The 26,028-nt window shown below is 71.9% G+C and carries 26 protein-coding genes and 2 pseudogenes; 15 read left to right on the top strand and 13 right to left on the bottom strand.

Translation table 11 applies throughout. From position 1 onward, the window contains the following. Nucleotides 1–15: 15 nt before the first annotated feature. The 3 genes from OHA72_RS45520 to OHA72_RS45510 all read right to left on the bottom strand — a co-directional run bounded on the left by OHA72_RS45520 (nt 16) and on the right by OHA72_RS45510 (nt 3,293). Nucleotides 16–1,425: an IS1380 family transposase gene (locus tag OHA72_RS45520; protein WP_327002331.1), complete on the bottom strand. Its 1,410-nt coding sequence runs from the start codon at nt 1,423–1,425 to the stop codon at nt 16–18. A 589-nt stretch (nt 1,426–2,014) separates the two neighbouring features. Next, nucleotides 2,015–2,521: a hypothetical protein gene (locus OHA72_RS45515; RefSeq protein WP_327002330.1), complete on the bottom strand. Its 507-nt coding sequence runs from the start codon at nt 2,519–2,521 to the stop codon at nt 2,015–2,017. Between the two features lie 373 nt (nt 2,522–2,894). Then, complete coding sequence (locus OHA72_RS45510) at nt 2,895–3,293, bottom strand: cupin domain-containing protein (protein WP_327002329.1); 399 nt, start codon at nt 3,291–3,293, stop codon at nt 2,895–2,897. Between the two features lie 431 nt (nt 3,294–3,724). On the opposite strand from OHA72_RS45510, the gene OHA72_RS45505 reads away from it, so the two are divergent. Further along, on the top strand, nt 3,725–4,870 hold the full coding sequence (locus OHA72_RS45505; protein ID WP_327002328.1) for a L,D-transpeptidase: 1,146 nt from the start codon (nt 3,725–3,727) through the stop codon (nt 4,868–4,870). 226 nt (nt 4,871–5,096) lie between these two features. On the opposite strand, the gene OHA72_RS45500 is transcribed toward OHA72_RS45505, so the two are convergent. The 3 genes from OHA72_RS45500 to OHA72_RS45490 form a co-directional block, all read right to left on the bottom strand. Continuing rightward, complete coding sequence (locus tag OHA72_RS45500) at nt 5,097–5,522, bottom strand: NUDIX domain-containing protein (RefSeq protein WP_327002327.1); 426 nt, start codon at nt 5,520–5,522, stop codon at nt 5,097–5,099. Nucleotides 5,523–5,657: 135 nt separating this feature from the next. Further along, nucleotides 5,658–6,542: an SDR family oxidoreductase gene (locus OHA72_RS45495; RefSeq protein WP_327002326.1), complete on the bottom strand. Its 885-nt coding sequence runs from the start codon at nt 6,540–6,542 to the stop codon at nt 5,658–5,660. Nucleotides 6,543–6,742: 200 nt separating this feature from the next. Next, a complete protein-coding gene (locus OHA72_RS45490) occupies nt 6,743–7,105 on the bottom strand; it encodes a hypothetical protein (RefSeq protein WP_327002325.1) in 363 nt (120 codons plus the stop codon). Nucleotides 7,106–7,142: 37 nt separating this feature from the next. Here OHA72_RS45490 and OHA72_RS45485 point away from each other — a divergent pair, with 37 nt between their 5' ends. Continuing rightward, nucleotides 7,143–7,985, top strand: coding sequence for an Lrp/AsnC ligand binding domain-containing protein (locus tag OHA72_RS45485; protein ID WP_327002324.1), 843 nt, complete (start codon nt 7,143–7,145; stop codon nt 7,983–7,985). 11 nt (nt 7,986–7,996) lie between these two features. Here the strand turns inward: OHA72_RS45485 and OHA72_RS45480 are convergent, their stop codons facing one another. The 3 genes from OHA72_RS45480 to OHA72_RS45470 form a co-directional block, all read right to left on the bottom strand. After that, entirely contained in the window at nt 7,997–9,451 is a 1,455-nt protein-coding gene (locus OHA72_RS45480; protein ID WP_327002323.1) for an ABC transporter ATP-binding protein, read from the bottom strand. 118 nt (nt 9,452–9,569) lie between these two features. Further along, the gene (locus OHA72_RS45475; protein WP_327002322.1) at nt 9,570–9,758 is read right to left on the bottom strand and encodes a hypothetical protein; all 189 of its coding nucleotides are present in this window, start codon (nt 9,756–9,758) and stop codon (nt 9,570–9,572) included. After that, nucleotides 9,755–10,471 carry an ATP-binding cassette domain-containing protein gene (locus OHA72_RS45470; protein ID WP_327002321.1) on the bottom strand — a complete coding sequence of 239 codons (717 nt, stop codon included), beginning with the start codon at nt 10,469–10,471 and terminating at the stop codon, nt 9,755–9,757. Before OHA72_RS45470 ends, OHA72_RS45475 begins: the two co-directional genes overlap by 4 nt. A gap of 10 nt (nt 10,472–10,481) precedes the next feature. Between OHA72_RS45470 and OHA72_RS45465 the strand changes: the two genes are divergently transcribed. Then, the gene (locus tag OHA72_RS45465; protein WP_327002320.1) at nt 10,482–10,625 is read left to right on the top strand and encodes a hypothetical protein; all 144 of its coding nucleotides are present in this window, start codon (nt 10,482–10,484) and stop codon (nt 10,623–10,625) included. Nucleotides 10,626–10,688: 63 nt separating this feature from the next. Here OHA72_RS45465 and OHA72_RS65135 read toward each other — a convergent pair. The 3 genes and pseudogenes from OHA72_RS65135 to OHA72_RS45450 form a co-directional block, all read right to left on the bottom strand. Next, nucleotides 10,689–11,294 (bottom strand): annotated as a pseudogene (locus OHA72_RS65135) (ABC transporter transmembrane domain-containing protein); the annotation flags it as partial. 11 nt (nt 11,295–11,305) lie between these two features. Then, nucleotides 11,306–12,355, bottom strand: a complete 1,050-nt coding sequence (locus tag OHA72_RS45455) for an ArsR/SmtB family transcription factor (protein WP_327002318.1) — start codon at nt 12,353–12,355, stop codon at nt 11,306–11,308. After that, nucleotides 12,352–12,831 (bottom strand): helix-turn-helix domain-containing protein, encoded by a 480-nt coding sequence (locus OHA72_RS45450; protein WP_327002317.1) that lies wholly within the window; start codon nt 12,829–12,831, stop codon nt 12,352–12,354. Before OHA72_RS45450 ends, OHA72_RS45455 begins: the two co-directional genes overlap by 4 nt. A 64-nt stretch (nt 12,832–12,895) precedes the next feature. On the opposite strand from OHA72_RS45450, the gene OHA72_RS45445 reads away from it, so the two are divergent. From OHA72_RS45445 to OHA72_RS45400, 10 genes are all read left to right on the top strand, one after another. Continuing rightward, nucleotides 12,896–13,276, top strand: a complete 381-nt coding sequence (locus OHA72_RS45445; protein WP_327002316.1) for a VOC family protein — start codon at nt 12,896–12,898, stop codon at nt 13,274–13,276. Nucleotides 13,277–13,310: 34 nt separating this feature from the next. Then, nucleotides 13,311–14,003 carry a DUF6193 family natural product biosynthesis protein gene (locus OHA72_RS45440; protein ID WP_327002315.1) on the top strand — a complete coding sequence of 231 codons (693 nt, stop codon included), beginning with the start codon at nt 13,311–13,313 and terminating at the stop codon, nt 14,001–14,003. Nucleotides 14,004–14,033: 30 nt separating this feature from the next. Beyond that, nucleotides 14,034–14,741: a class I SAM-dependent methyltransferase gene (locus OHA72_RS45435; protein WP_327002314.1), complete on the top strand. Its 708-nt coding sequence runs from the start codon at nt 14,034–14,036 to the stop codon at nt 14,739–14,741. 73 nt (nt 14,742–14,814) lie between these two features. Next, nucleotides 14,815–15,156 (top strand): ArsR/SmtB family transcription factor, encoded by a 342-nt coding sequence (locus OHA72_RS45430; protein WP_327002313.1) that lies wholly within the window; start codon nt 14,815–14,817, stop codon nt 15,154–15,156. Nucleotides 15,157–15,159: 3 nt separating this feature from the next. After that, on the top strand, nt 15,160–15,666 hold the full coding sequence (locus OHA72_RS45425; protein ID WP_327002312.1) for an SRPBCC family protein: 507 nt from the start codon (nt 15,160–15,162) through the stop codon (nt 15,664–15,666). Beyond that, nucleotides 15,666–16,286, top strand: coding sequence for a dihydrofolate reductase family protein (locus OHA72_RS45420; protein ID WP_327002311.1), 621 nt, complete (start codon nt 15,666–15,668; stop codon nt 16,284–16,286). The genes OHA72_RS45425 and OHA72_RS45420 overlap by 1 nt, the downstream gene beginning before the upstream one ends. Nucleotides 16,287–16,435: 149 nt before the next feature. Continuing rightward, nucleotides 16,436–17,983 carry an SGNH/GDSL hydrolase family protein gene (locus tag OHA72_RS45415; protein WP_327002310.1) on the top strand — a complete coding sequence of 516 codons (1,548 nt, stop codon included), beginning with the start codon at nt 16,436–16,438 and terminating at the stop codon, nt 17,981–17,983. Nucleotides 17,984–18,198: 215 nt separating this feature from the next. Then, complete coding sequence (locus OHA72_RS45410; protein WP_327011783.1) at nt 18,199–19,272, top strand: glycoside hydrolase family 1 protein; 1,074 nt, start codon at nt 18,199–18,201, stop codon at nt 19,270–19,272. A gap of 194 nt (nt 19,273–19,466) precedes the next feature. Next, a complete protein-coding gene (locus OHA72_RS45405; protein ID WP_327002309.1) occupies nt 19,467–21,170 on the top strand; it encodes an NPCBM/NEW2 domain-containing protein in 1,704 nt (567 codons plus the stop codon). 172 nt (nt 21,171–21,342) lie between these two features. Beyond that, the gene (locus OHA72_RS45400; protein WP_327002308.1) at nt 21,343–22,317 is read left to right on the top strand and encodes a hypothetical protein; all 975 of its coding nucleotides are present in this window, start codon (nt 21,343–21,345) and stop codon (nt 22,315–22,317) included. 39 nt (nt 22,318–22,356) lie between these two features. Here the strand turns inward: OHA72_RS45400 and OHA72_RS45395 are convergent. After that, nucleotides 22,357–23,581: pseudogene (locus OHA72_RS45395) on the bottom strand (amidohydrolase). A 171-nt stretch (nt 23,582–23,752) separates the two neighbouring features. Between OHA72_RS45395 and OHA72_RS45390 the strand changes: the two are divergent. Further along, a complete protein-coding gene (locus OHA72_RS45390; RefSeq protein ID WP_327011782.1) occupies nt 23,753–23,947 on the top strand; it encodes a thiazolylpeptide-type bacteriocin in 195 nt (64 codons plus the stop codon). A 262-nt stretch (nt 23,948–24,209) separates the two neighbouring features. Next, complete coding sequence (locus OHA72_RS45385; RefSeq protein WP_327002307.1) at nt 24,210–26,027, top strand: AfsR/SARP family transcriptional regulator; 1,818 nt, start codon at nt 24,210–24,212, stop codon at nt 26,025–26,027. The last annotated feature ends 1 nt before the right edge of the window (nt 26,028 follow it).

Below are 26,028 nucleotides of genomic sequence, written 5' to 3'. Positions count from 1 at the left end.
GATCGGGTGCGGGTGTCAGCCGGTCGGGCGTGGTAGCTCGTTGAGTCGGGTGAACGCGGTGGCGAGGTCTGTTGCCCAGGGCCAGGTTTCGGCGATTCGGAGCTGGGTCTGGCGGGCGGTGTGGGTGATGCGGGCGGCGACGTGCAGGAGTCGGTAGCGCAGTTTCTTCGGCTCGGCGGTTACGAGGGTTCCGTTGAGGAGGAGCATCTGGGTCCAGGCGAGCAGGTCGATGCTGGTGAGGGCGAGTTGCAGCCAGGCCTGGTTGATCGCGAAGACGCGGGACGGGAACCGGCCGAAGCCGGTGTCCTTGCCGCATCGGATGCGGTCTTCGACGCGGGCGTGGCCGCGGTGGCGTGCCTCGAGGTATTGCACTGATCCGTTGCCGGGTGGGGTGTCGGTGGCGAACACCTGGTGGCGGAGTCCTTCGATGGTGTCGAACAGGGAGAGTTGCGCGCCGGGGTGCGGTTCTTCGCGGCGGACGATGAACCGGGTGCCGGGCGGGTAGCCGTCGTCGGGGACGAGGCCGGTCAGTTCGCAGATGTCCGCGCCGTCGCGGGGTTCACCGTCGCTGTCGAGGGCCGGGACCCATTGCAGGTGCTGTTTGGCGGTGAGGATGGCCTGACGGATGGGTTCGGTGATCGCGACGCCGACGGAGAAGCGGGCGTCGACGCCGGTGGCGCGCAGGTTGCGGATGTGGGTGAGGAGTCCTTGGGTGCAGCCGGCGGAGTCCGATCGGATCAGGATCGGGGTGCCGTGCCGGTGGTGGTCGGGGATCTGGGTGAGGGCGTCGTCCAGGACGGTGATGTGATCGGCGGTGGTGTTCGACCCGGCCCGGCCCTCACGCAACAGTCCGGACAGCGCTTCGCGGGTGTTGTCCAGGAAGCAGAACAGCGGGTGGTAGCCGAAATTCTTCTTCCAGGTCGGGGTCGCTGCTTCCTTCTCCGAATGGCAGATCACGATGGAGGCGTCCAGGTCGAGGGTCAGCCCTGGGACGGGGAGGCCGGCGGCGGTGGTCTGTGGCAGGCCGCCGTGTGTGTCGATCCGTTGTGCCCACGCGATTTCGCGGGCTTGTGCTCGCGCGATGGCGAACTGGCGTAGCACTGCACTGTCCATGATGGACAGCAGTCGCCACGCGGTCGGATCGGACGCGACCGCCCCGAACAGGGACGGCTGGTCGCGGAGCACGGCCAGGTCCGAGATCGCTTCGCCGCCGTCGGCGAGCGTCACCGCCAGATCGACTGCGATCCGGCCGGGGTCGTGGCCGCCACGACGCTGCCGCAACCCGGCCAGCGCCTCACTGCACGCGCCGGTCAGACCGGTCACATCGGCGACGTCGGTGAGCAGGCGCGCACCGGCATGACCGACGACGCCACGACCATCGGCGGACACCACAATCCTCGGACGCGTTCCGGTACGCTTCACCATGCAGGTGCCCTCCGGGCGGATGGATAAGGACCCTCGACAAGTCCTATCTTCCCAGCTCAGATGGCACCTGTTCTCTATCGACCCAGCATGTGGGCAGCCCTTAACGAATGACCCGGGCTAACGCCAAGATCAGCCGTCCACGCATGCCGCCGTGTGCGCGGCGCCCGACGGCTCGGCCGTCACCGTCCGTGCGACGAGTTGTTCAGGAGCAACTTGAAGGCGGGTCCCGGCCGCGAAGGCCGCCAACCGGTGGCCAGGGCCTGGCGGACGCCTGCAGCCACCGTCCCGGGCAACGCCGGCCGGCTCGGCAATCCGATCCAGTTGCCGGGATGGGCGCAGGACAGCGATGCAACCAACAGGGCGCCCGGCTGTTCCGCCTGCTCGACAACGAAGGTCAGCGGTGACCAGGCATTGGTTTGGCAGTAGGTCGATTTGCGGACCTCGATGATGCTCAGGTGCCCGGATCTGCCGCCGCATGGCCTCTTGGAGCAGCGCGGTGGCGGCGGTCGCCTGACCGGCTTGGGTCTGCTCACCGGAGAAGGTCGCGGCTTGCAGAGAGCCCGGTCCGCTCGACGGTCACCGCATGATGTCAGCGCAGCTCGATCTTGAAGCTGGTGTCCGAGTCGAGCAGTCCGCCGAACGGGTCGACCACCAGCCGAACCGGACCGTCGCCCCGGCAGGTCAGTGCCCAGGTGCCGGTGACCACACTGCCTGGACGATGCGTCCCGGTGGGGAAGCCGGGGTCGGCACTCACCTGACAATTCGCGGTCCCGATGCCGGCCTTGATCGTGGTGGAACTCCACTGGGTGGTTCGGGTGCCGCCGTAGGTGCCGGCGAGCACCAGGGTGATCCGGTCGCCGGTGCGGGTGGCCGAGCGCACCTCGACCTGCAGCACGTGGTCGGGCTTCGGGGCGGTGAACGTCGCCTGCAGGCTCAGCGGCGCCGAGGATGTCGATGACGTCGCCGGACCGGACGTTGCGGCCGCGGCAGGTTGGCCTGCGCGGTCGGTGTCATCCGGCCGGTCGCCCGCGCCGCACCCGCCGACGGCCAGTAGCACGACCAGCAGCCCGGACCTCGCCGAACCGTTTCTACGCATCGTCACTCCCTCGATCGGCGTCGATTGAACGCCCAGGATGTGGCGCAGGCATCGCTCCGACAACGGCCGAAGTCGATGTTCACGGCTACCGCCATAATTGGGTCGATAGTGAATCGAACGCCGTTTCGGGACGTGAATTGTCATTCGATCCGAACGATCCGCTGTGCTGTTTACAGCTATCTGGCTTGCCGGCCTGAACAACCGACACTGACCCGCCAACACCCCCACAGGAACTGGCCACTGCAGCCGTCAGCCACGATCCCGCTCGGGCGGGTCACACGGGTGTCGGCTATGGGGACCCGGGGCGCTTGGATGCCCTGGCCTGGGATCCCCGCTGTGACGGTGGGGGATCCCAGGCCGGGGCCCAGGGCTGTTACCAGCATGCTTCACGGTGCGCGACCCGATCCGCGCCTTGGCGCGGGACCGTCGAGTTGAGCGGTGGCAGCAGGTATTCGGCGTCGGTCACACGCTCGGCCCACTCGGTGTCGGTGCCGTCCGGGCCGGTCTCGTGGGTCGACACCACCGCCATGAACGTGTTCGGTGCGGCGCCATGCCATTGCCACTCGCCGGCGGCGGCGATGATCGTGTCTCCGGCGCGTACCTCGTGGACCGGGCCACCCCGGCGCTGCACCCGGCCCACGCCGTACAGGAAGTGGAGTACCCGCCCATACGGGCAGCGGTGCCAGGCCGTTCGCGCGCCAGGGCTGAACTGGACGCTGAAGGTCACCAGGTGGGACGGCTCCAGTGCCCGGAGGACCCGGTCGATCCACACGATGCCGGAATAGCACTCTCGCGAGGCCAGTTGACTCCGGCACCGGGGCACGAATGACTTCCATAGGCGTCCTCTCTCAGGCTGGCCCGGCTCGGCGTCGATTCAGGCACGGTCCGGTGCGTACGACCGGCAAATGTGCCCGCCGGGACGCTGGGGTATCTCCGGTCGACACCGTCGCGAAACTGCTCCGCCGGGTGAATCCCGCACTCGTACGGTCTTCGCCCTGTCCGGCGTGACGGGTGAGGCCGAACTCCACTGTGGACCGTCCACGCCGGTATCGGACTGATGCCATCCGGAAACCCACCCCGACTCTGCCCCGGACCCGCCCTGCCCGCCGCGACGATACGTGAGGTCTGGTCGCGCCACACGCCCCGGACACCATCCATGCCGGCCCGTATCCGAGCGGCACACGCACGACGGGAGGAGAACCGATGCGCGCCAGAAGCACGACGGGCGTACTGGTCGGGCTGGCGGTGGCCGTCCAGCTCGCACTGTCAGCCTGCAGCTGGACCAGCGACGCCGAACCGCGACCGGACATCTTGAAGGGCAGCGCACCGGCGGCGGTCCAGATCGCCGTCACGCCGGCGCCGGGCACCAACGGCGTACCGATCACCACCGAGATCGGGATGCAGATCAACAACGGGAAGGTCGCCGGGGTCAAGCTCGTTGACACCGCCGGCCAGGAGGTCGCCGGGGAGATGCGCGAGGACGGCAGCTCGTGGGTGCCGGCGTCGCCATTGCGTCCCGACGCCAGGTATACCGCGACTGTCACCGCGGTCGGTCCCGGGGACACCAACAGCGTGCGGCAGACAACATTCACGACGGGTGCGAGGCCAAGCGGGCGTAGCATCAGGTCAGACCTCATACTGACCAACGGCGGCACCTACGGAGTCGGCATGCCGATCGTCGTGCAGTTCGGGTCCGACGTGCCGGTCGGGGCCCGCGCCGCGATCGAGAAGCGGCTGTTCGTGAAAAGTGACCCGCCGCAGCCCGGTGCGTGGCGCTGGTTCGGTGCGCGTCAGGTGATGTACCGGCCAGCGTCGTTCTGGCAGGCCGGCACGAAAATCACCGCCCGCAAGGCCCTCAACAGCGTCCAGATCGGCGACCGGGTCGGCGACACCGACTTCACCGCGGCCATCACCATCGGACGCAGCTTCGTGATGGACATCGACAACGCCACGAAACAGATGACGGTGCGTCAAGACGGCGCGGTGGTACGGACCGTGCCGGTGAGTCTCGGCAAGGCATCGACGCCGACGTCGAGCGGCACGACCGTCATCATGTCGCGAGAGGCGGCGACGGTCTTCCGTACGCCCGAATACACCACCCCCGTCCAGTACGCGATGCGACTGACGTGGGGCGGGCAGTACATCCACGCCGCACCGTGGTCGGTCGGCGACCAGGGAAAGCGAAACGTCTCACACGGATGCACGAACGTGTCGATGGCGAACGCGCGCTGGCTCTACCAGAACACGCTCGTCGGCGATCCGGTCATCACCCGCAACACCCAGCGACGTCTCGAGGTCGGCGACGGCTGGACCGTCTGGGACATGGACTGGTCCCAGTACCACGCATGAAAGCTGAGCCGCGATCACGAAACGCCCGCCGCAGATCTCGCTCCGCCCCGGCCGCCCGAGTACCAGCATCATGATCGGGTGCACGGAGTAGCCGCGAGGCGGTCGTTGTGCTGGGGATCGCGGTGTGGCCGACGTCCTCGCGGTGACAATCCGTGCGCGGGCGAAGCCTGCCCGGGCCCGGCCTGACGCACGCTCGTGGCCGATGAGAGCGCGTGCTCGGTCGTGGTCAGGCTCGATGCTCGGCAAGAACCTTGCTGAACATCCCGAGGTAACTGTCGTGAGCCAGGCGCAATGCTTCGAGCGCGTCTTCGGTGAACCACGCGATGGCATCGTGTTCGTCCGGCGCGGCGTTGACCGGAGACCCCGTCCACGCTTCGATCAACCAGATCTGCATGTCGGACGTGGCGGCATGCACCTCGTGCACGGGCGGACCCGACGGCGCCGCGATATCGATGTTCAACTCCTCCCGGAGTTCTCGAGCGAGTGCGGCGCCAGGCGATTCCCCGGGCTCCACATGACCACCCGGCAGGTCCCAGACGTCGGGATACCAGCGGCGCCGGGGAGATCGGTGGCATAGCAGTATCCGGTTGCCGTCCCGCAGCAACGCCGTGACGATGCGAGCCCTCGGAGAGCGTTCCGCTGAGATCGACATGGGCGCATTCTGCCACCCGTCGCGAGCCAGCACTGCGCCGTGCCGAACGGCAGCCGGCATACCGATCTGCCGCCGCTCCCGCACGTCCCCGTCACCCGCGCGGCTCGGCGGCCTCGTTCGCCGGGGGCGGTGCGGCTATGGCTCCTGCTCGCTCGGAGCCAGGAAGTCTCGGGCGTGTTCGCGGCTCCAGGCGGTGAACGTTCGGGCGGGTGTGCCGGTGACGTCCTGCGCTGTGGGCGCCCGGTCCAGCGTCTCGGGGCCGGGTTGGGGGACTGTTGTGGGGTCGGCAGCCGCGCCGGAGTAGGTCTGGAATCCGGTGAGGAACTCGGCGGAGGCCGCTGCGAAGCCGCCCTGGGCCAGGTACAGGTCGCGGGCCTGGGCCGGGGTCACCACTTCCAAGCGGATGTGCTGTCCGATGGCTTCGGCGATCGCCCGTACCTGGTCGCGTCGGCTGAGGAGCTCGGGGCCGTTCAGGGTGTACGCGCTGTGCTGGTGCCCGTCCTCGAGGAGGGCGGCTGCGGCGACATCGGCGACGTCACGTTCGTGGACGGGGCGTCCGGTCCGGTCTGGGAACGGCTCGTGCACCGCCCGTTCGGTCCGGATCGAGGGACCCCACAGCCAGAGGTTGTTGAGCATGAACTCGCCGGGACGTACGTGGGTCCACTCCATGCCGGATGCCTGCACCGCCTGCTCCACGGGGAGGTGGAAGTTCGTGTCATGTCCGGTGGTCACCGCCCCGGAGGACAGCGTGACGATCCGGCGGACGCCCGAGTGCTCGGCCAGGTGGACAACGTCGGGCGCCGTCGCGGCGAAGGGGAACAGGTACATCCGGTCCACGTGCTGCAGCGCCGGGCGCAGCGATTCCGGCTCCGCCAGGTCGCCGTGGAATACCTCCACGTCCCCGGGCAGTACCGTGCCGGGGCGGCGACTGAGCACCCGCACGATGACGCCGGCCTGGACGAGCTCCTCGACGACGAGCCTTCCGACGTTTCCGGTTCCCCCGGTCACCAGGATTCGCATATTCCCTGCATAGCCCCTCCTGCCCAGCGCAGGCAAACGCGAACATGCCGTTCGCATATTGGCGCCCACCAGCGGAAATACTGGCTCCTGAGAGCGTGTTTGAGAAGTTTCCGGTCGTTGGTCGGCGCGTCCAGGTGACGACCGATGTCGATGGCACCAGGGCTGGCCCGACGACATGTGAGCCCTGCCCTCACATGCGCTTACTTCAGTAGCGCGGCAGGGCAGGTCACCGGTCGTCTTTTGCGCGGCCGCAGCCGCCGTACCGCGACGAGACAGACGGCGATCACCATCGGCGCCACAATCATGAACGGCCACCGCGACGGATACGTCGTCTCCCGCAACAAGAAGCTGCTGCATGGGTTGGAGGCGGAGTGGTGCACCATCGCACGTCCGCCAACGTGGATCTCGTGCGGCGGCGGGTTGGAGCCGGAGTCGACGCGGGACTCGCAGGCCTGACCCGCCGCCGTCACAAAGTGAACGTCATACACCCGCCGGCCGGGAGCATCCCTGGCGATGGCAACGACCTCGGCATCGACCGTCTCCCCACGGGCATCATCGACCACACGCCACCGCGCGCTGCACGCGGACGGGGCACTGCGCGTGCGGGCGCTGCCGGACTCCCGCGCCACCGGGCGGCGACGATGGTTCGTCCGCGTGCAGTGCCGCCCCGACGCCGCCGGCACCCTCGCCGAGGCGATCGCCGCCCGCGACGACGTGTCCTGGGTCAGCACCACCTCCGGCGGTTCGGAGATCGTGTGCGTCGCCTTCACCGACCCGCACACCGCCCACGGCTCCGTCCTGGCCCGGCTGCCCCGGACCAGTCAGGTCCTGAGCTTCACCGCGTTCGCCGTCCTGCACATGCACGTCGGCGGCACCGCCAAGTGGCTGGCCTTCGACGACCCGCTGAGCCCGGACCAGCTCGCCGTCCTGCGGTCCGGACGGACCGGCCGGCCCGACCCCGTCGGCCGGCCCGACGCCGCGATCCGCGACGATGACGCACCCCTGCTGGCCGAACTCGCCCGCGACGGCCGTATCGGTGTCGTGGTCCTGGCCAGAGCGACCGGCTGGCCCCAGTCACGGGTGTCGACCCGGCTGGAGGAGCTGCTGACCTCCGGGGGCCTGCACGTCGCCACGGACCTCGCACCGGCACAGTTCGGATTCCACGCCACCGCCTACCTCTGGCTCACCGTCACACCCGGCGAGCTGCATGCCACCGGCCAGGCGCTGTCGCTGCACCCCGAGACCACGTTCACCGCCGCCGTCACCGGAGCGGCCAACCTGCTGGTGACCGTGACCTGCCGCAGCGTCGAGGACCTGTACACCTTCATCACCACCAAGGTCGGCGTCCTTCCCGCCGTGCACCAGGTCGAGGTCGTGCCGGTGCTGCACCGCCTCAAACAGGCCGGCACCAGGGTCCGCAACGGACGCCTCGTCATGGAATGAGGTCTGCCGCCTCAACCCAGCCAGGACGGGCGTGACCAGGCGTCCCAGAGTTTCGCGTAGTGGCCGCCCCGGGCGAGCAGTTCGTCATGCGTGCCGGTCTCCGCGATCTCGCCGCCGGCCAGGACGGCGATGCGGTCGCAGGCGCGGGCCTGGCTCAGCCGGTGCGCCACCACGATTGCCGTCCGGCCGTCGATCAGCGCGGCCGCGGCCGCTTCGAGGTCGCGTGCGCCCGCGCTGCCGGCCTCGGCGGTCGCCTCGTCGAGCACGACCACCGGCGGGTCGCGCAGGGCCAGCCTGGCCAGGGCCAGCTGCTGGACCTGCACGGCGGTCAGCGGGTGTTCCTCCGGGCCGACCTGCGTGTCCAGGCCCTGCGGCAGGGCCTTCACCCACGTGTCGGCCCCGACCGTGCGCAGCGCCGACAAGATCTGTTCCTCGGTGCTGCCGGGTGCGGCGTACGTGACGTCCTCGCGCAGTGTTCCGGTGAAGAGGTACGTCTCCTGGGAGACGACGCCGACCCAGTCGCGCAGTACCTCGGGGTCCAGGGCGGCGACGTCGACGGTGCCGTGTGCGTCGGTCAGCGTGAGCCGGCCGCCCGCGGCGGGGAACGTGCCGGCGATGAGGTTTGCCAGGGTTGTCTTGCCGGCGCCGCTGCCGCCGACCAGCGCCAGGGACGTGCCCGTGGGCACGGCGATGTCGACGCCGTCGAGGACCACGGGGCCGTCGGCGTACCGGTGCCGGACGTCGCGTGCGGTCACCGTGACCGACCGCACGGCGCCGGGACGGCGCCGGACGCCAGGGGCCGCGGCCGGCACCAGCAGCACGCCGAGCGTCCGGGCCAGGGACGCCTGCGCACGCTGTACCTCGTCGAAGGAGAGCAGCAGGGTGCCCAGCGGCGCGAACAGCCGGTGGAACAGCAGCGCGGCCGCGGTCACGGCGCCGACGGTGACCGCGTCGGTCCTGACCAGCCAGTAGCCGGTCGCCAGCACCGCGGACAGGCCGACCGCTTCGGCGGCGTTCATGGATTTGCTGAACCACAGGTAGCTGCGCGCCGCGCGCAGGCCCGCGGTCACGGTGTCCTGCGATGCCGAAGCCAGCCGGCCGGTCTGCAGTGTCGCCATGTCGTACGCGTGCACGGTGGGACGGCCGTGCAGCGATTCGAGCAGCACCCGGCCGCGTTCGGCGGCGAGCCGGCGTTCCGTGGCGTAGAGCCGGGCCGCCTTCGGCAGGTAGATCCGCAGGCTGACCCCGTACACCGGGACCACCACCAGGAAGGCGAGCGCCATGCGCCAGTCCAGCGTGAGGAAGCCCGCAGCGGACAGCACGACGGTGACGGCGGCGGTGAGGACCTCCGCCACCAGCGGCACGGCCGTCACGAAGTCCTCCAGGTCGTCGGTGACCCGTGACGCGACGTCGCCGCGGCCGGCGCCTTCCAGCACCGCCGGTTGCAGCGTGAGGGTCCGGTCCACGACCCGTTCGCGCAGGTCGGCGGCGACCCGCGCGCCGAGACGCCCGGTGGCGCGCAGCGCCGCCGCCGTGAGGCGGCGCCGAGCAGGATCGTGACGCCGGTGCCGGTGACCAGGACGATCAGGGGTACGGGCCGCCGGCGCGTACCGCGTCGACCAGGCGCCCGAGCAGCAGCGGGACGGTGACGGTCGCGGCGGCGCCCAGCACCGTCCAGCACAGGGCGAGCAGGACGGCGGCGCGGTGGGCGGCCACGACGGTCGCCAGGCCCGCGAGGCTCTGCCGTCCGGTGGCGATCGGCAGCGCCGTCATCGCAGCACCGCCTCGGCGTAGTCCGCGTCGTGGACGAGCTGCGCGTGGGTGGCCACGACCGGGGGTCGGGCAGCGGGGAGGAACACCACCCGGTCGCAGCGGGTGAGCAGCGGCGGCGACGTGCTGATCAGCACCGTGGCGCCGTCGTCCTCGCGGCGCAGCGCGGCGAGCCCCTCGGCGACAGCGTCCTCGGTGACGGCGTCGACCGCGGTGAGCGGGTCACGCAGTACCAGCACCGCAGGACGAGCCACCAGAGCGCGGGCCAGTGCCACGCGTTGCCGCTGGCCGCCGGAGAGGTTCGCGCCGCCGTCGAGGAGCGGGCCACGCACGTCGGCCGCGTGTGCGGCGGCGAGGGCTCTCGCAGTCACGGCAGGGTCGCTGCCGCGTCCGGTGTCGAGGGCCTCGTGCAGCGTCCGGCCGAAGATGTGCACCGTGTGCGGTTCCGCCAGCACGCGCCGGTCCGCCGGCATGCGGCCGATCAGCGCGTCGGCGGCAGCCGGATCGGTCGTGACGATGCCGAGCATCTCACCGGGTTGCACGGTGATGTCGAGACCCGGTACCCGCAGCGGCCCGAGCGGCATGGCCAGGGCCCGGGGCGCGGCCGCTTCCGGGTCGAGCAACGCCGCGATCCGGGTGGCGCTCGCGTTGGAGATCGCCGCCTGTTTGATGCCCGCGGCGATGCGCTGCACCGGATCGCCGGCGAACGACGCCATCGCGACCACGGTGACGAACTCGCCGGCGGTGATCCGCCCGGACAGCGCCAGCGCACCCGCCGCGGCTGCGGTGCCGACCAGTACCAGACCGGTCGCGAGGAGGCCACTGCCGTCGACCGCGGCCGCCGCGGTCGCGCTGCGCAGCGTCCAGTGACGCCCTGCTGGCGCGCCGGTACCGCCGGACGGCCTCCGGGACGCCGCCGAAGCCGCGCAGCGGCCGCAGGCCGTGGACGAGCTCGGCGGCGAGTGCCGCGGCCAGACCAGACGTCTGCTGGCGCGCCGCGATCCGGCGCTCGACCCACGGGCTGATCCGGTCGATGACGAGGGTGAGCACCGGCACGCCGGCGGCGATGCCGAGCCCCAGCCACACCTCGACGCGCAGCAGCACCCCCACCGTCACCAGCAGCCCGGCGCAGCCGGAGACGACGTGCACGACCACCCGCACGATCTCCGCGGCCGCCTTGGTGTCGGAGACGAGGACGTTGGTCAGGTCACCCGCCCGCCGCCCGGCGCCGGCGCGGGGATCGGCGAGGATCCGGCCGGCGACGCGGATCCGAAGCTGATGGGCCTCGGTGACCGCGACCGAGGTCACCTGCCAGAACGTGGTGCCGCCGCCTGCGGCGAGCACTGTGAACAGTGCCAGGACGGCGAATACGGCCAGCACGATCGCGGTCGGTGGGCCGCCGTCGACGGCGTGGTCGACGGCGAGGCCGATGGCGAGGGGCACCAGCGCCTCGCAGATCTGGTGGCCGGCGGACGCCGCGCAGGCGAGCGTGAGCGGGCGTGCGTGGCGGCGCAGGACGCCGGTGAGCAGCGGTTGCATACCCCCGAACGCTAGGAACTGTCCTCGGGCCGCTCCAACGCTTCGGTCGGATCCGAATCGTCGGCGAACAGCGCGACCAGCGCCGCGCCGGCGGGTTCGAGGCCGTACAGCACCTGGCGACCACTGCGGGAGCGGTGCACCGTGCCGGTCTCCAGCAGCGAGCCCAGCTGCTCCGAGACCGTGCTGGGGGACAGGCCGAGGGCGACGGCCAGCCCGGTCGTGGTTGCCGGCTGCGTCAACGCGCGCAGCACCGCCGCCCGGCCGGGCCCGACCAGCTGGGCCAGGCGGTCCCGGGACGGTCGCGCCGGCGCGGCGCGCTGCGCCAGCACCGCCGCACCCCGCGCCTGGTAGGTCACCATCAGGATCTCCGGATGATCCGTGGAACAGGTCAGCCGGTCCTGCGCGAGCAGCAGCGGCACCAGCAGCAGCCGCTGGTCGTGCGCGGGCAGCACCGACTCGTGCCGCTTCGGCAGCGACAGCACCGGCCGGTCCCACTGCGCCGGGCCGCGCACGCCGGTCAGCACGGCCTCCGGACCATGAGCGGCGAGCGTACGGGCGCGCAGCAGGACCTCCTCGTCCAGCGCGGCCCGCATCACCGGCCAGTACGGGGCGATCGCCGCTTCCCAGAAGGCCGTCAACGCGTCGGCGAGCCGGCCGAACGCACGGTCCCCGTCGTGGAGGTAGGGCACAAGGAAGTCGGGCAGGCCCTCCGGGTAGTGCGTGGTGAACTGCTCCTGCACGACGGCCCGTCCGGTCCTGCGGATCAGCTCGATCTGCTCGGCGAGGACCGGGCGCGCCTCAAGCGGAACGGGCGTGAACAGGTCTGGTGTACGGCGGGCGTGCTCAGCGCCGTACAACTGGGCGTAGACCTGCAACGGCGTGGTCTGCGGGACGCGGCGCAGCACCTCGCGGGCGCGCTCGACCCAGTCCGTGTACGGCCACGGCGCCGGCCGCTGCCGATGGCGGTGCACCAGCTCGACCCCGGCGACCAGCTCGTTGAGCGGGCTCATCGCGATCCGCGTGCGGTCCAGCGTCGACTCGCCGAGCTGAATGCGGATCACCGGCTGAACCAGTGTGCGGGGGTGGCACCGAGCTCGGCGCGGAATGCGGCACCGAACGCGCTGGGCGTCGCGTATCCCACCCGGGCCGCGACGGCGGTGGCCGTCATGCCGGTGGCAAGCGGCCGGAGCGCCACCAGCATCCGTAGCCGGCGCCGCCACTGCCTGACCGTCATGCCGGTCTCGGCACGGAACACGCGCTCCAGGCTGCGCCGGCTGGCGCCCACCCGACGGGCCAGGGCGGTCACGGAGGACGTGTCGCCGGGGTCGCCGTGCAAGGCCGCGGCAACGGCGACCGCACGCGGGTCGCGTGGCGTGGGCAGCTGCAGCGGCGCGTCGGGGAGCACGGTCAGCACGCCGTGGACCGCGTAGACCAGCTGACTCCACGCCGGGTCCTGGGGCAGGCCGAGCCAGCCGCCCGGGTGCGACACCGCGTAGGAGCGGACATCCGGCTCCGGCTCGTCGACACCCTGCCGCATTCACACCAAGATACGCCGTGCTATCGGTAGTGCGTATCCCGTCGGCGCGCCTACCGTCCTGCTCATGAACACGCTGTCCCACATCGCGATCAACGCCGACGACGTGCCCGCCAGCCGCGCCTTCTACCGGGCGGCCTTCGGCTGGCAGTTCACCGCCTGGGGACCGCCGGGCTTCTACCGCGTGGAGGCCGACGACCCGCACGGGCCAGGGCTGACCGCCGCGCTCCAGCAGCGCCGCCGGCTGCTGCCCGACCAGCCGACCACCGGCTTCGAGTGCACGATCGCCGTGGACGACGTCCATCACGTCGAGCAGGCCGCCCTCGCCGCCGGTGGCCGGCTGCTCATGCAGACCACGACCATCGCCGGCGTCGGTCATCTGATCTGGCTCGCCGACCCGTCCGGCAACGTCGTGGGCGCCATGCAGTACGACAAGAACGCCGAGTGACGACCAGCAGCCGCCGCCGGTGCATCATGGAGCGATGGCCGATCCGGGGTTGTGGGGCGACGCGGCGCAGTGGTACCCGGACGTCGTCGCGCTCGGTGCTGCGCACGACGCGTGGCAGGTCGAGCTCGACCGGCAAGCGCCGCCGTTCCGGGCACGTGCGGAGGACCCGGCGAATCCGCGCACCGCGGCCGTCGAGCACGGCGAACGCAACGCGTACCTGATCCTCAGCCCGTGGCAGCGCAGGTTCATCCTCGGTCTGCGCACCGGACGGGCGGTCATGCTCGGCGGCCACGCACCGGATCTGGCCGTCGCCGCCGACGCGGCACGGGCGTGGCTGTCCGGGACGGCACCGCCGGCGGTCGCGGCGGCGTGGCCGTTCCTCGGCTCCGTCGCCCTGGCGACAGCGCGGGAACGCGGCGATCACCGCGAGTCCAGCTGGCTGCACCTGTACGAGAATCACCGTGAGAGCCCGGTGGCGACGCGGCTGCGGCCCTTCGTCGCGCTGGCCTTCCACGAACCCCGGCTGCGTCGGCTGAGCCCCTACACCAGCCACTGGACGCTGCGGTTCAGCACCACCGCCACCTGGCCCTTCACCGGGGCCTATCCCGCGGTCCACCCCGCCGGGACGACGGGCCGGTACACAGTGTCCACCAGCGACGGCCGGGTCCATGACGAGACCGACGCGATCGGCGCGTTCCGGCTCGTCCTGAACGAACTGCCTGACTGACGGGATGGTGCCAGCGTCTAGGGTTTGCCCATGACGGGCGATCGGGCGCGGGTGTTCGGTGCGGTGGCGGACGAGTACGACCGGATCCGGCCCGGCTATCCAACGGCGTTGATCGACGACGTGCTGGCGTACGCCGGGCCCGGTGGGGCGCCCGCGCTGGACGTCGGCGCGGGCACGGGCAGAGCCACCGTGGCGTTCGCCGAGCGGGGTGTCGCCGTCACGGCCGTGGAGCCGGACGAGGCGATGGCCGCGGTCCTGGCGCGGCGGGTGGCCGGGCATCCGGACGTGACCGTCGAGGTTGCCGCCTTCGAGGACTACGCGCCGCGGCAGCCGTTCGGGCTGCCGGGCGGTGCGCTGGCCCTGTTCTGGAACGGCCACCGGCCGGCGGACCCGGACACGCTGGCCGCGATCGTGGCGGCACACCGGACCCACGCGCCCGGGATCGACACCGCGGTCGAGATCGATCCCGAGCCGACGACCGAGGCGGAGCTCGCGGTGTCGTGGCCGCGCACGGAGCTGGACCTGCTGCCGCAGTTCGGTGAGCTGTCCGAGCGGCTGTACCGCTGGGAACGCAAACTGTCCACAGTGGACTATGTGGCCTATCTGTCCACCAAGTCGGCGAACCGCATGCTCACCGAGCGGACCCGGGCGGACCTGTTCGGGGCGATCGTGGACTCGGCCGGCCCGTACGTGACGCTCAGCATGGAAACGCTGCTGTATCTGGCGCGCCGGCGATAGTCCGCGGCCATCACCGGCACCCGCCTGAGGCCTTCGACTTGACGCATACCGATAACGGCATATGATTGCGGCCATGGCACGAGCAGCGACGACGTCGGACGTCTTCAACGCGATCGCCGAGCCGCAGCGCCGGGAGATCCTGGTGCTGCTGCGGGCGGGTGAGCGGCCCGTGACCGAGCTGGCTCGGGAGCTGGGGATGACCCAGCCGGGGGCGTCCAAACACCTGCGGGTGCTCCGGGAGGTCGGGCTGGTGCGGGACCGCAAGGCGGGCAAGCAGCGCCTGTACGGCCTTGACGCCCGCGGGCTGCGGCCGGTGCACGAGTGGGCCGGCGGGTTCGAGCGGTTCTGGAACGAGAGCTTCGACCGGCTGGACGCATACGTGCAGGACCTCAAGCAGGTAAGGCAGGGGGAGTAGCTGATGAGCGAGACGGGACGAGGAGCGCCGACGCAGACCGCGACGGCCGACCGGGAGATCGTGATCTCCCGGGTCATCGACGCCCCGCGGGAGCTGGTGTTCGAGGCGTTCACCGAGGTGCGGCACCTGTCGCAGTGGTGGGGACCGGAGGGGTTCAGCACCACCACGCGGGCGTTCGAGTTCCGCGTCGGCGCGGCATGGGACTTCGTGATGCACGGACCGGACGGCACGGACTACCAGGAGTGGATCTCCTGGACCGAGATCGCCCCGCCGGAGCGGATCGCGATGCTGCACGGTGAGTCCCGCGACGACCCGAACGCCTTCGTGTCGGTCCTGACGTTCGCGCCCGACGGGGCGGCGACCCGGATCGAGATGCGCACGGTGTTCCCCACCAAGGAGCTGCGCGACGAGGCGGTCGAGAAGTACCACGCGATCGAGGGCGGCCGGCAGACCCTGAGCAACCTGGCTGCGTACGTAACCGAGACCCTTCGGAAGGGAACTGAGCACTGATGGCCGGCAAGGTGTTCTTCAGCGTGTCGATGTCGCTGGACGGGTTCATCGCGCCCGAGTCCCTCGACGACCTGATGGGGCCGCAGTGGATGGAGCTGCAGCAGTGGGTCTTCCCGCAGCGGTTCTTCCGGGAGAACCTGAAGTTCGGCGAGGGCGGCGAGGAGGGGCGCGACAACGACATCCTGCGGGAGACGTATCTGCGCACCGGCGCGAGCGTGATGGGCAAGCGCATGTTCGACGCCGGCGAGCATGCGTGGCCGGAGGAGGCGCCGTTCCACACGCCGGTCTTCGTCGTGACGCACGAGAAGCGCGACCCGTGGGAGCGGCCGGGCGGGACCACCTTCCACTTCGTCAACGACGGCATCGAGGCCGCGCTCGACCAGGCCCGCGAGGCCGCCGGCGACCGGGACGTGCGCATCGCGGGCGGCGGCGCGACGATCCTGGAGTACGTGAACGCCGGCCTGATCGACGAGTTCTCGATCGCGCTGTCGCCCGTGCTGTTCGGCGCCGGAATCCGCCTGTTCGAAGGCGTGGACGCGGGCCGCGTGGCCCTGGAGCCGGTCCGCGCCGAGCCGACGCAGCGGGTGACGCACCTGACCTACGCGGTCCGGGAGCGGTAGCGCTCCGCGGCGAGGTCGGCAGCGCGGTGAGTTCCTCGACGCTCTGCGCGTACCTGCGTCACACCAGCCTGCGATCAGCGTGGTAAGGGCGCCGCGCCGGGTACTGTTGCCGCCGTCCGCGGCAGGTGAGCGCGGTTGCCCTCGTACCCATGAACGGAAGTGCTGAGAGAGACGTGGCGTTCGACAACGGTCCCCGGCGGCGTCGATTCCGTGCCGTGCTGCGGGAGGCACGCTCCCTGCCGACGGTGCTCCTGGTGGCGTTCTGCATGCTGGTCGGCATCCCCGCGACGGTCGGCCTGACACCGCCCCAGGAGCTGGCGATCGCCGGCCAGGAGCTGTCCGTCGGCGCGCGCCCGCCCGGCTGGTCGCTGTCCGGCCCGGCGCAGCTGGTGCAGATCGGCAACACCCGGATCGACATAGCGCCGCTGCAGGTCTTCGGGCCGTTGCGCCCTCAGCTGACGCTCGGCCCGATCCAGCGCAACGCCGCAGCCGCCGCCGCGATCGACCCCTCGACCGGCCCGCACGTGCGGGCCGGCGCGATGGCCGCGCTCGGCAACGGGTTCCTGCGCTGGTACGGCTGGGCGACGCTCGGCCTGCTCGCCTTCACCCTCGCCGCGACCGCTGCCGCCGGCTACATCCGGGTGCTGGCCACCCTGCGGCGGCAGAGCCGGACACCGCACCGGCAGCTGTCCGCGTCGCAGCTGTGGCAGCACGGCGTGGCGCAGAGCCTGCGGATGACGGCCGTCGCCGTCACGCTGACGATGCTGGCCTGGGCCGGCGCCGGGGCGTTGGCCTACGACGGCACGGTGCAGGGCCTGCGCGGCGTCCGGTCGCTCGCCGACCTCGTCGGCACCCGGCACCTCGCACCCATGCCGGTCGGCCCGAAGGTCACCGGCTACGCCGGGGCGGTGATCGGCGACTCGCGTGCCGCACGCGTCGGCGGCGCCCCGGTCGCCGATGCCACCGAGGACGACACGGCATGCGGGCGCAGCTCGGACTCCCTCGCCGCGGAGATCGGCCGGATGCAGGGTGACCGCGTGCTGAACCTGGCCTGCTCCGGAGCGTCCATCCCGAGCGGTCTGCTCGGTCCGCAGGCGCGGGGCGGCCGGACGCTGCCCAGCCAGGTCGGGCTGCTGCACCAGGTACGGGGGCTGAAGTACGTGGCGGTCGTGATCGGTCCGAACGATCTCGCCTGGGGTGATTTCCTCACGTACTGCTACGCCGTGGCCGACTGCCACGACAACCTCACCCAGGGGGAGTTCGACTACCGGCTGGCCGCATTCGACCGGGACTACGGCGAGCTGCTGCAAACGCTCGACGATCTGCCGGACCGGCCGCAGATCATCGTCATGACGTCGTACGACGTGTTCAACCCCGACGCGAAGTGCGCTGACGCCAAGGGGCCGGCGAACGCGAACGGGCTCGACCCGACGAACATCTCGCTGCTGTCCAGCCGCAACACGGCACTCAACGACGTGCTCGTCAGCGGCGCGCACAAGTACAGGTTCAGTGTCGCCACCCCGCGGCTGGCCCCGTTGTGCTCACCCGACAGCGACCGTCTCGGCGCCGACATCCAGGGACTGGACAGCGCGCACCCCTTCCATCCGACCGGCATCGGCTCGATCCGGCTGGCCTCGGCCGTGGTGCAACAGATCGGGTCGGGCACCCAGCCGGCAACGGCGGCCCGACGCGGGTGATCGGCGCGTCGAGCCACCGCACGTCGCCGTACATCAACGGCACGCCGCCGCTCGGCGAGGGCGATCCGAGCACAGCGTCGGCGGCGTCGAGCACGGCGGTCATCCCACGACCGGTGCCTCCCGGCGGGTGCGGCAGGCACCGATCGCAGGTGCGTGTCCGCGGCACGTGAGCAGTTCAGTGCCGCGGAGGTCGGGCTACGGCGTCCGGCGACGTCATCGACCACTTCCACCGCTACGCCGAGGACTTCGCACTGCTGCGGCAGCTCGGGCACAACACCCACCGGCTGTCGCTGGAATGGTCCCGGATCGAACCGGCCCCCGGCGAGTTCAGCCGGGCCGCCGTCGCGCACTACCGGCGGGTCCTCACCGCCCTCGCCGGCACCGGCATGACCGCCTTCGTCACCCTGCACCACTTCACGCTGCCCCGCTGGTTCGCGGCCCGCGGCGGCTGGCTCGGCCCGGACGCCGTGCGGCTGTTCGCGCGATACTGCAGGCACGTCGCGGCCGAGCTCGGCGACCTGATGCCGTTCGTCTGCACCATCAACGAACCACAGATGATCGCCCTGCACGGCTACCTCGAGGGCTACCACCCGCCCGCCATGACCAACCCCGTGCTGTGGAAACGGGTCGGCCGGACCCTGCTCGACGCCCACCACGCCGCGGTCGGCGCCGTCCGGGCCGCATCACCCGGTTCCCGGACCGGACTGGCCGTGCAACTGCCGCTGCTCGCGCCGATCCGCGCCGATCCGGCCTGCGACGCCTTCCACCGCACCATGCGGCACGAGATCGTCGACCTGTACCTCGACGGGCTCACCGGCCCCGACCGTGGCGACTGGCTCGGCGTGCAGTACTACCGCATACAGTGGGTCGATCCGGCCTCCCCGACCTTCTTCGCCGACCCGCCACCCGGCACACCGGTGACGCAGATGGGCTGGGCCGTCCATCCCGACGGCCTGCGCGTGATCCTGCACCGCGCCGCGGCGACCGGCCTGCCGCTCTACGTCACCGAGAACGGCATCGCCACCGAGGACGACACCGAGCGCCTCGACTACCTCGACGGGCACCTCACGGCCACCGCCCAGGCGATCCGCGAAGGCGTCGACGTCCGTGGCTACCTGCACTGGTCCGCGTTCGACAACTTCGAATGGAGCGAGGGCTACCGCCCCAAGTTCGGCCTCAGCGCCGTCACCGACGAGCACACGCGCGTCGTCAAACCCTCCGCCCACGCCCTGGCCCGCGTCGCCGCCGGCCGGCTCGACGTCCTGCGCACCGGGAGCCGCACACCGTGAGCGGCCCGGCGCATCGCCGCCCGCTGCGCCGGCGACACCTGCGGCCCGATCGTTGAACCATTCGTCTCAGGTAGGGTATGGATGGTATTCGGGGGAGTTGTGTCGGTGGGCAGCACGCCCCTCAACCATGTAAGAGGCCACCTCATGGATCAGCAAGGCCGCGCCGTCCACAGGTTCCGACGGGGCGCGGGCACGTGAGGACGACCGAGCAACCCGCGCTAGCGCCGGCGGCGGCGCGGACGCGCGAGCGGTACATCGACGTGTGGCGAGCTGCCGCGGTGGTGCGGATCGTGGTGTACCACGGCAGCGGCCTGGCCTGGCTGACGCTGTTGTTCCCGGCGATGGGGCTGATGTTCGCCCTCGCGGGGTCGCTGACTGCCCGCTCGCTGGACCGCTCACCGTCACACGTCGTGCGGGGACGGCTACGCAGGCTGCTGCCGCCGCTGTGGGCGTACGCGGCGATCATGCTGCCGTTGACGTTCAGCGACGGCTGGGGCCCGTTCCTCGACGAGGCCCGGGAACGCATCGACCTGCTGTGGTGGATCGTGCCGGTCGAGTGGCCACCGCCCGGGGGCGCCGAGTGGGGCTGGATGGTCACCGCGGTGCTGTGGTATCTCGTCGCGTACCTGTGGTTCGTGGTGCTGTCACCGGTGACACTGCGGATCTTCCGTGCATGGCCGGTCCCGACGGTGCTGGTGGCCCTGGCCGCTCCGGTGCTGCTGCACTGGGAGCTGATCACCGTCGGTGGTTCGTTCGAGTCGCTGACGCGGGACCTGTCGACGTACTTCGCGTGCTGGATCGTCGGTTACGCCCACCGCGACCGGCTGCTGCACCGCATCCCGGGACCGGTCTTCGCCGCCGTCGTGCTGGTGCTGGCCGGGGCGGCGGCCGTGTGGTTGTTCCGGCACGGCGGCGGACGCGCCGACTTCGACCTCAACCATCATCCGGTCGCCAGCGCGTGGTGGTCGGCGGCGTTCGTCGCCGCGGTGCTGCGCTGCGATCAGCCACTGCGCTGGTGGCGGCCCGGCGGCCGGCTCGACCGGTTCGTCGCCGTGATCAACGCCCGGGCCGTCACCATCTACCTGTGGCACTTCCCGATGCTCGGGCTGGCGCAGTACCTGCTGGACGGCACGAACCTCGGCGACTGGTCCCGCCGTGTGCTGACCACCGGCATCGTCGCCGCCGCCACGTGCGTGCCGGTGCTGGCGGTGGGCTGGGTCGAGGATCTCGCAGCCCGCCGGTCACCCGGGCTGCTGCCGCAGATGCCGCCCAAGTCCGCCGGCACCGGTCCATTGCCGTCACCGTCGCCGTCGCCTGCTGAGCCGCGCACCGGCACGCCTGACCCGTGGGCCCGCCGGACCTTCGCCGCGTTCGGCGTCGCGGCGCTTGCGGCCGTGGTCGTCGCCGGTGGATGGACCGGCAGCGGCACCTCCGGCGACTCCGGCAGCAGCGGCCGGCAGCCGGTCCATGAGCAGGAGGACTTCGTCAGCGACCTGCCCTACACCGCGCTGCGCAACGGTCTGGGCCCGATCGAGCGCGACCGCGCCAACGGCACCGCCGAGCCCGACGACGGCAACCCGATCGTCATCGCCGGTGTGGCCTACGAGCGGGGGCTCGGGATCGCCACTCCCAGCGCGGTGCGGCTGTACCCGAAGCCGGGCTGCCTGCGTTTCACCGCGGTCGTCGGTATCGACCCGGCCAACGACACGGGCACCGCCACCTTCCAGGTGGTCGTCGACGACTCGGTCGTCGCGACCGTCGGGCCGCTGGAGGCCGGGCAGTCAGGAGACATCGCCGTCGACATCATCGGCGCGTCCCGCCTCGATCTGATCGCGGAGGACAACCAGGGATCCGTGACCGCCGCCTGGGCCGACGCGAAACTGGTCTGCTCCCAGTAGCCGGTCCGTCCAGCGGGCCGGCGACGTGGCACCCGGCCCGCAACGCTGCGGCAGCACCGGCAGCGCTACGGTGTCATCGAGAAACGTCGTCCGCCCTGTTGCGTCCAGCGCCTTGCGAGGCGGCGACACGGCGACCGGAGCCGGCGATGCGGCACAGGTGGATGTGGATGCTGTGAGGATTTCAACGCGGACGGCCCTGCTCGCCGTCACCGGCAACGCCGTCGTCATGGGCGTTGTCGGGGTCACCGCTCCGATCGGGTGGCTGCTCGTGCCCGGCATAGCGGGGATGGCGTCCCGGCCGCGGATCGCCGCGTTGATGTCCGGCTGGGCGGGTGCGCTGATCCTGCTGTCGGTGGCGGTGCCGATCGTCCCGGGCCACCGCGGCGACCGGGGGTCGCTGGTCGCGTCCGCGGTCTGCCTGGCGGTCATGCCCGTGCTGTCGTGGCAGCGACGGACCCTCCGGGTGCGGGCCACGGCGACGAGCACCATCGACGCGGGCGCCGGTGGGGTCCGCCGCCCGGTGGTGCTGGCGGTGTCGCGGCTGCCCGGCGAGATCGCCGTCATGGTTCCCCGCCCGGGCGGCGGCGTGTGGGCGATGATCGGCCTGGTGATGGGCCAGGTGGCAGATCCGGTGCGGTGCGCGGAGGTCGTCGAGCGGGCGTTCCGTGCGGCGGCGCGTCGCGGCGGGGCCGGGCTGGAGCAGCTGCCGGTGCTGTTGACGCCACTGGTGCGGCGATACGCCCCGCACGGGTACGCGGTGGGCACATTCGTGCAGGTGGACCCGACCGGTGCGGTGCAGGTGCTGCGGTGCGGCGGCCCGGAGATCTTCGCGCTGCGGGGCACGGCGGACGGACCGGACGGTCAGACGTCCGTGGTGGATGCGGGGCCCGGCGAGGTACCGCTCGGAGCGGTGGCCGAGGTGACGCTGCCGCGGCACCTGCCGGACGATGCCAGGATCGCGATCGTGACGGCCGGATACGTCCTCGCCCATTACGACGACTACTCCGGCGCGGTGGACCACGCCCTGCGGTCGGATGACGCCGAGCTCGCCGCGGTGTGGCTGCTGACAGGCCCGGTCGGCGAGGCCGGCGGCACGAGCCTGACCGGCCCGGCGGTGGTGATCGACAGCATGTCCGGCGAACGGTGATCAGCTCGACGCCGAGGAACCGGTACCTGGCAACCGCGGTCACGGCCGGTGCAGGCAGGCCCGTGCCGCCGCGGTGAGCGCCTCGATGCCGGCGGGCACGGCGAGCGCGGCGTGCGGCGCGAACCGCGGCGAGTGGGGGCCCGGGACCTGCGTGAACCTGGCGGTGCCGGTCGTGGCGCGCCACTGCGCCGGGCCGATCACCCCGAGCATCCAGTAGGCGGTGGGTACCCCGTCGGCGGCGAACACGGCGAAGTCGTCGGCGGCGAGCGACGGCGGGCGGCACCGAACGCGTCGACGTGCGCCGCGCGCACCCCGCGGCGACCTGCGCGTCGGGACGGTTCGCCGGCGTCTGCGCGACCACGCCGATGCGGGGCTCGCCCGGCGTGCCGGCCGCCGCGCAGGTGGCCCGGGCGATCCGTTCCACGGCCTCGCGCATGCGGGTCAGGGTCGCGTCCGAGTGGGCCCGCAGCGTGACGCCGATGGTCGCGCTGTCGGCGATGACGTTGGCGCGCACACCGGCGGACAACCGGCCGACGGTGAGCACCGCGGGCTCGGACGGGTCGACCTGCTGGGCACGGACGGTCTGCAGCTGCACCACGGTGAGCGCCGCGGCGAGCAGCGGATCGACCCCGAGGTGCGGCATCGCGGTGTGCCCGCCGACACCGTCGATCGTGATCTCCAGGGTCACGCACGCCGCGGTCATCAGCGGGCCGTGCGCGACCATCCCGGCCGGCAGCGGCGCGCAGTGCTGGGCGAGGGCGAGGTCGGGGCGGCCCCACCGGCGGTACAGGCCGTCGGCGAGCATGGCGGCCGCGCCGGTCAGGGTCTCCTCGGCGGGCTGGCCGACCGCCAGCAGTGTGCCCCGCCACCCGCCGCGGTCGGCTGAGAACGCCTCGGCCGCGCCGGCGAGCGCGGCCAGGTGCAGGTCGTGGCCGCAGGCGTGCATCACCGCGGTCCTCGTGCCGTCGGCGTCCGCGGCGTGGACGTCGCTGGCGTAGGGCAGGCCGGTGCGTTCGGCGACGGGCAGCGCGTCGAGCTCGGCGCGCAGCAGGACCGTCGGCCCGTCACCGTTGACGAGCCGGCCCACGACCCCGTGGCCGCCGACGCCGGTGGCCACGTCGAACCCCGCGCGGTGCAGCGTGCCGGCGAACACCGCCGCGGTGCGTTCCTCGGCCCCGGACAGCTCCGGGCCGGCGTGCAGCTGCCGGTACAGCGCCAGCGCGTCCCGCACGATCTGGTCCGGTACCCGCTCGCGCGTGTTCATCAGCGCAACGCTGCCGGACGGCACTCACACATCGCTCACATCCCGCTGTCGCCGCACGTCGCCGAGGTGGAGTCGATACGTGATGACGGCGCGGTGGACTGAGCCGGCACGGGCGTTCCGTGCACCGGTAGGACAGCCCGGCCGGGGAAGACGCAAGGGAGTACACCCATGATGCACGACCGCACCGAGCTCGACCTGATCGCCGCGGAGATCCTCGCGCTGGAGACCGAGACCTTCGCGATCGCCGACTACACCGATGTCACCGAGGCGATCCTCGCGTCGACCTCCAGCTCGGCGACCACCTCGACCACCAGCAGCACCACGTCGAGCACGAGCAGCGCCTCGACGACGTCCTGCTGCGGCTGACCCCGCACCCGACAGCGCACCCCGGCGCGCTCGCCGGGTGACGACCGCCGCCGGTCTCCCGGCGGCGGTCGTCATATGCCTGGGACGCGTACTGCCGGGTAGCCCGCAGTAGACGGTTCTGCGTACTTGCCGTCGATCGACGCCGGTCAAAAGATACATCCATGGATCGCTCAGTCGCCACCGCGCGAGTGTCCACATCGGACCGAACCGTCCAGACCGCGTTCGCCTGTCACGTCCACGTGCCGCACCAGGGCGGGCACACATGATCTTCCGGGTGCTCGGGCCGCTGTCGCTCGCCCACGGCGGCGACGCGGTCGTGCTGCCGCCGTCGAAGGTCGCCAGCCTCCTCGCGGCGCTGCTGGTCCGCCCCAACGAGGTCGTCTCGATCGGGACGCTGCAGGAGGCGGTCTGGGGTGACGACCAGCCGGCCGCCGCCAGGGCGGCCCTGCAGACCTGCGCGATGCGGCTGCGCCAGCTGTTCGTCCGGCACGCGATCGGCACCTCCTCCATCGAGACGGTGCCCGGCGGATACCGGTTCAACGCGTCCGGGGAGACCGCGGACCTGCTCCGCTTCCGTGAGATGACCCTGGCCGCCGAAGCGCAGAGCGACCCCGGCCGGCGGCTGGTCCTGCTGGAGGGAGCTCTGGCGCTCTGGCGCGGACCGCTGCTGGCCAACGTGCCGTCCGACAGCCTGCACCGCGACGTCGTGCCCCGGCTCACCGAGGAACGCCTGCGGGTGCTGGAGCGGCTCTGCGAGCTCAAGATTCGGCAGGGGCTCGCCGCGTCGGCGCTGGCGCAGCTCTGGGACGCCACCCGCACACACCTGGGCAACGAACGGCTGGCGGAACTGCTCATCGAGGCGCTGTACCGCACCGGACGCCAGGCCGACGCACTGGCCGAATACCGCCGGGTGAAACAGTTCCTCGCCGGCGAACTCGGTGTGGATCCCGGTCCCCGGCTGCGCAGACTCGAACTGAGCATCCTCGTCGGCGAGACCTGGGCGGAGCCCGATGAGCCCACCGGGACCTCCGGGCTCCCCGAGCTGACCGGGCCCGCCGGGACCGTCGCGATCGCCGGGGTCGGCGCCACCACCGAGCCCGCGGCCGCGCATCCCGGCATCGAGGCACCGCAAGGGTTCCTCGGGCGTTCGGCGATTGCCGGACCGCTCACCTCCCGGCTGCGCGCCGGAGCGGGGATCGTGGTGCTGACCGGCCCTCCCGGTGCCGGCAAGACAGCCCTCGCCCGCCACCTCGCGGCCGCGGTACGCGACGACTTCCCGGGCGGCCAGCTCCTGCTCGACATGCGGCAGGCCGACGGGACACCGGTGAGTGCCGACGACCTGACCGGCCGGCTGGCGGCCTGGCCACGCCCCCACCCGTCGGCGCCCGGCCTGCTGATCCTCGACGACGTCGCCGACGTGCGGCAGGCCCTCGCCACCGCGCCGTACTGGCCGGCCGGCGACACGGTGCTGCTCACCAGCCAGTTCGGCCTCGCCGGCGTGGTCGCGCGGTTCGGCGGGTCCATCGAACGCGTCGGCGGGTTCGACCCGGCGGAGTCCGTTACCCTGCTGGCGGCCATCCTCGGCAGCGAGCGGGTCGAGGCGGAGCCGGCGGCGGCACGAGCACTCGCCGACCTCTGCGATCACCTGCCGCTCGCGCTGCGCATCGCCGCCGCACGACTGCTGACCAGGACGGCGAGCCTGGCCGCGTCGGTCGCCTGGCTGCACGGCAACCCGATCGGGCGGCTGGCCCTGCCCGGCGACCCGGACATGACGCTGCTGGGCCGGCTGGACCGGGCGGTGCACCGGCTGCCGCCGCCGCTCGTCACCGCGCTGCTCAGTCTCGGCACCCTCGACCCGGACCCGCTCGACCTGGCCGGCGTGGCGCACCGCCTGCAGGTCACACCGGACGCCGCCGAGACGGTCCTCGACCAGCTCGCCGACGCCAGCCTGATCGAGGACCAGGCCGGGCAGTTCCGGATCCCCGGACTGCTGCGGCGCTACGCACGGGCCTGCGCCAGCACCACCGTCGACGGCCGGCGATCCACCGCGGCCGCCGGCGCCACCCTGTCTGCCGTCTGAA

Source organism: Dactylosporangium sp. NBC_01737 (genome assembly GCF_035963215.1).
In the GTDB taxonomy this organism is placed as follows: Bacteria; Actinomycetota; Actinomycetes; order Mycobacteriales; family Micromonosporaceae; genus Dactylosporangium.
Note: the sequence above shows the minus strand (reverse complement) of the source record. Positions and strands in the feature narration are given on the sequence as shown.

Bases quoted from the DNA above. Each gene is read 5' to 3' on its own strand.
- OHA72_RS45450 (WP_327002317.1), bottom strand. From the start codon at position 12,831: ATGCGGCAGGGTGTCGACGAGCCGGAGCCGGATGTCCGCTCCTACGCG.
- OHA72_RS45385 (WP_327002307.1), top strand. From the start codon at position 24,210: ATGATCTTCCGGGTGCTCGGGCCGCTGTCGCTCGCCCACGGCGGCGAC.
- OHA72_RS45505 (WP_327002328.1), top strand. From the start codon at position 3,725: ATGCGCGCCAGAAGCACGACGGGCGTACTGGTCGGGCTGGCGGTGGCC.
- OHA72_RS45440 (WP_327002315.1), top strand. From the start codon at position 13,311: ATGGCCGATCCGGGGTTGTGGGGCGACGCGGCGCAGTGGTACCCGGAC.
- OHA72_RS45515 (WP_327002330.1), bottom strand. From the start codon at position 2,521: ATGCGTAGAAACGGTTCGGCGAGGTCCGGGCTGCTGGTCGTGCTACTG.
- OHA72_RS45520 (WP_327002331.1), bottom strand. From the start codon at position 1,425: ATGGTGAAGCGTACCGGAACGCGTCCGAGGATTGTGGTGTCCGCCGAT.
- OHA72_RS45435 (WP_327002314.1), top strand. From the start codon at position 14,034: ATGACGGGCGATCGGGCGCGGGTGTTCGGTGCGGTGGCGGACGAGTAC.
- OHA72_RS45390 (WP_327011782.1), top strand. From the start codon at position 23,753: ATGCACGACCGCACCGAGCTCGACCTGATCGCCGCGGAGATCCTCGCG.
- OHA72_RS45445 (WP_327002316.1), top strand. From the start codon at position 12,896: ATGAACACGCTGTCCCACATCGCGATCAACGCCGACGACGTGCCCGCC.
- OHA72_RS45430 (WP_327002313.1), top strand. From the start codon at position 14,815: ATGGCACGAGCAGCGACGACGTCGGACGTCTTCAACGCGATCGCCGAG.
- OHA72_RS45495 (WP_327002326.1), bottom strand. From the start codon at position 6,542: ATGCGAATCCTGGTGACCGGGGGAACCGGAAACGTCGGAAGGCTCGTC.
- OHA72_RS45500 (WP_327002327.1), bottom strand. From the start codon at position 5,522: ATGTCGATCTCAGCGGAACGCTCTCCGAGGGCTCGCATCGTCACGGCG.
- OHA72_RS45415 (WP_327002310.1), top strand. From the start codon at position 16,436: ATGAACGGAAGTGCTGAGAGAGACGTGGCGTTCGACAACGGTCCCCGG.
- OHA72_RS45470 (WP_327002321.1), bottom strand. From the start codon at position 10,471: ATGGCGTCGTTCGCCGGCGATCCGGTGCAGCGCATCGCCGCGGGCATC.
- OHA72_RS45420 (WP_327002311.1), top strand. From the start codon at position 15,666: ATGGCCGGCAAGGTGTTCTTCAGCGTGTCGATGTCGCTGGACGGGTTC.
- OHA72_RS45425 (WP_327002312.1), top strand. From the start codon at position 15,160: ATGAGCGAGACGGGACGAGGAGCGCCGACGCAGACCGCGACGGCCGAC.
- OHA72_RS45475 (WP_327002322.1), bottom strand. From the start codon at position 9,758: ATGACGGCGCTGCCGATCGCCACCGGACGGCAGAGCCTCGCGGGCCTG.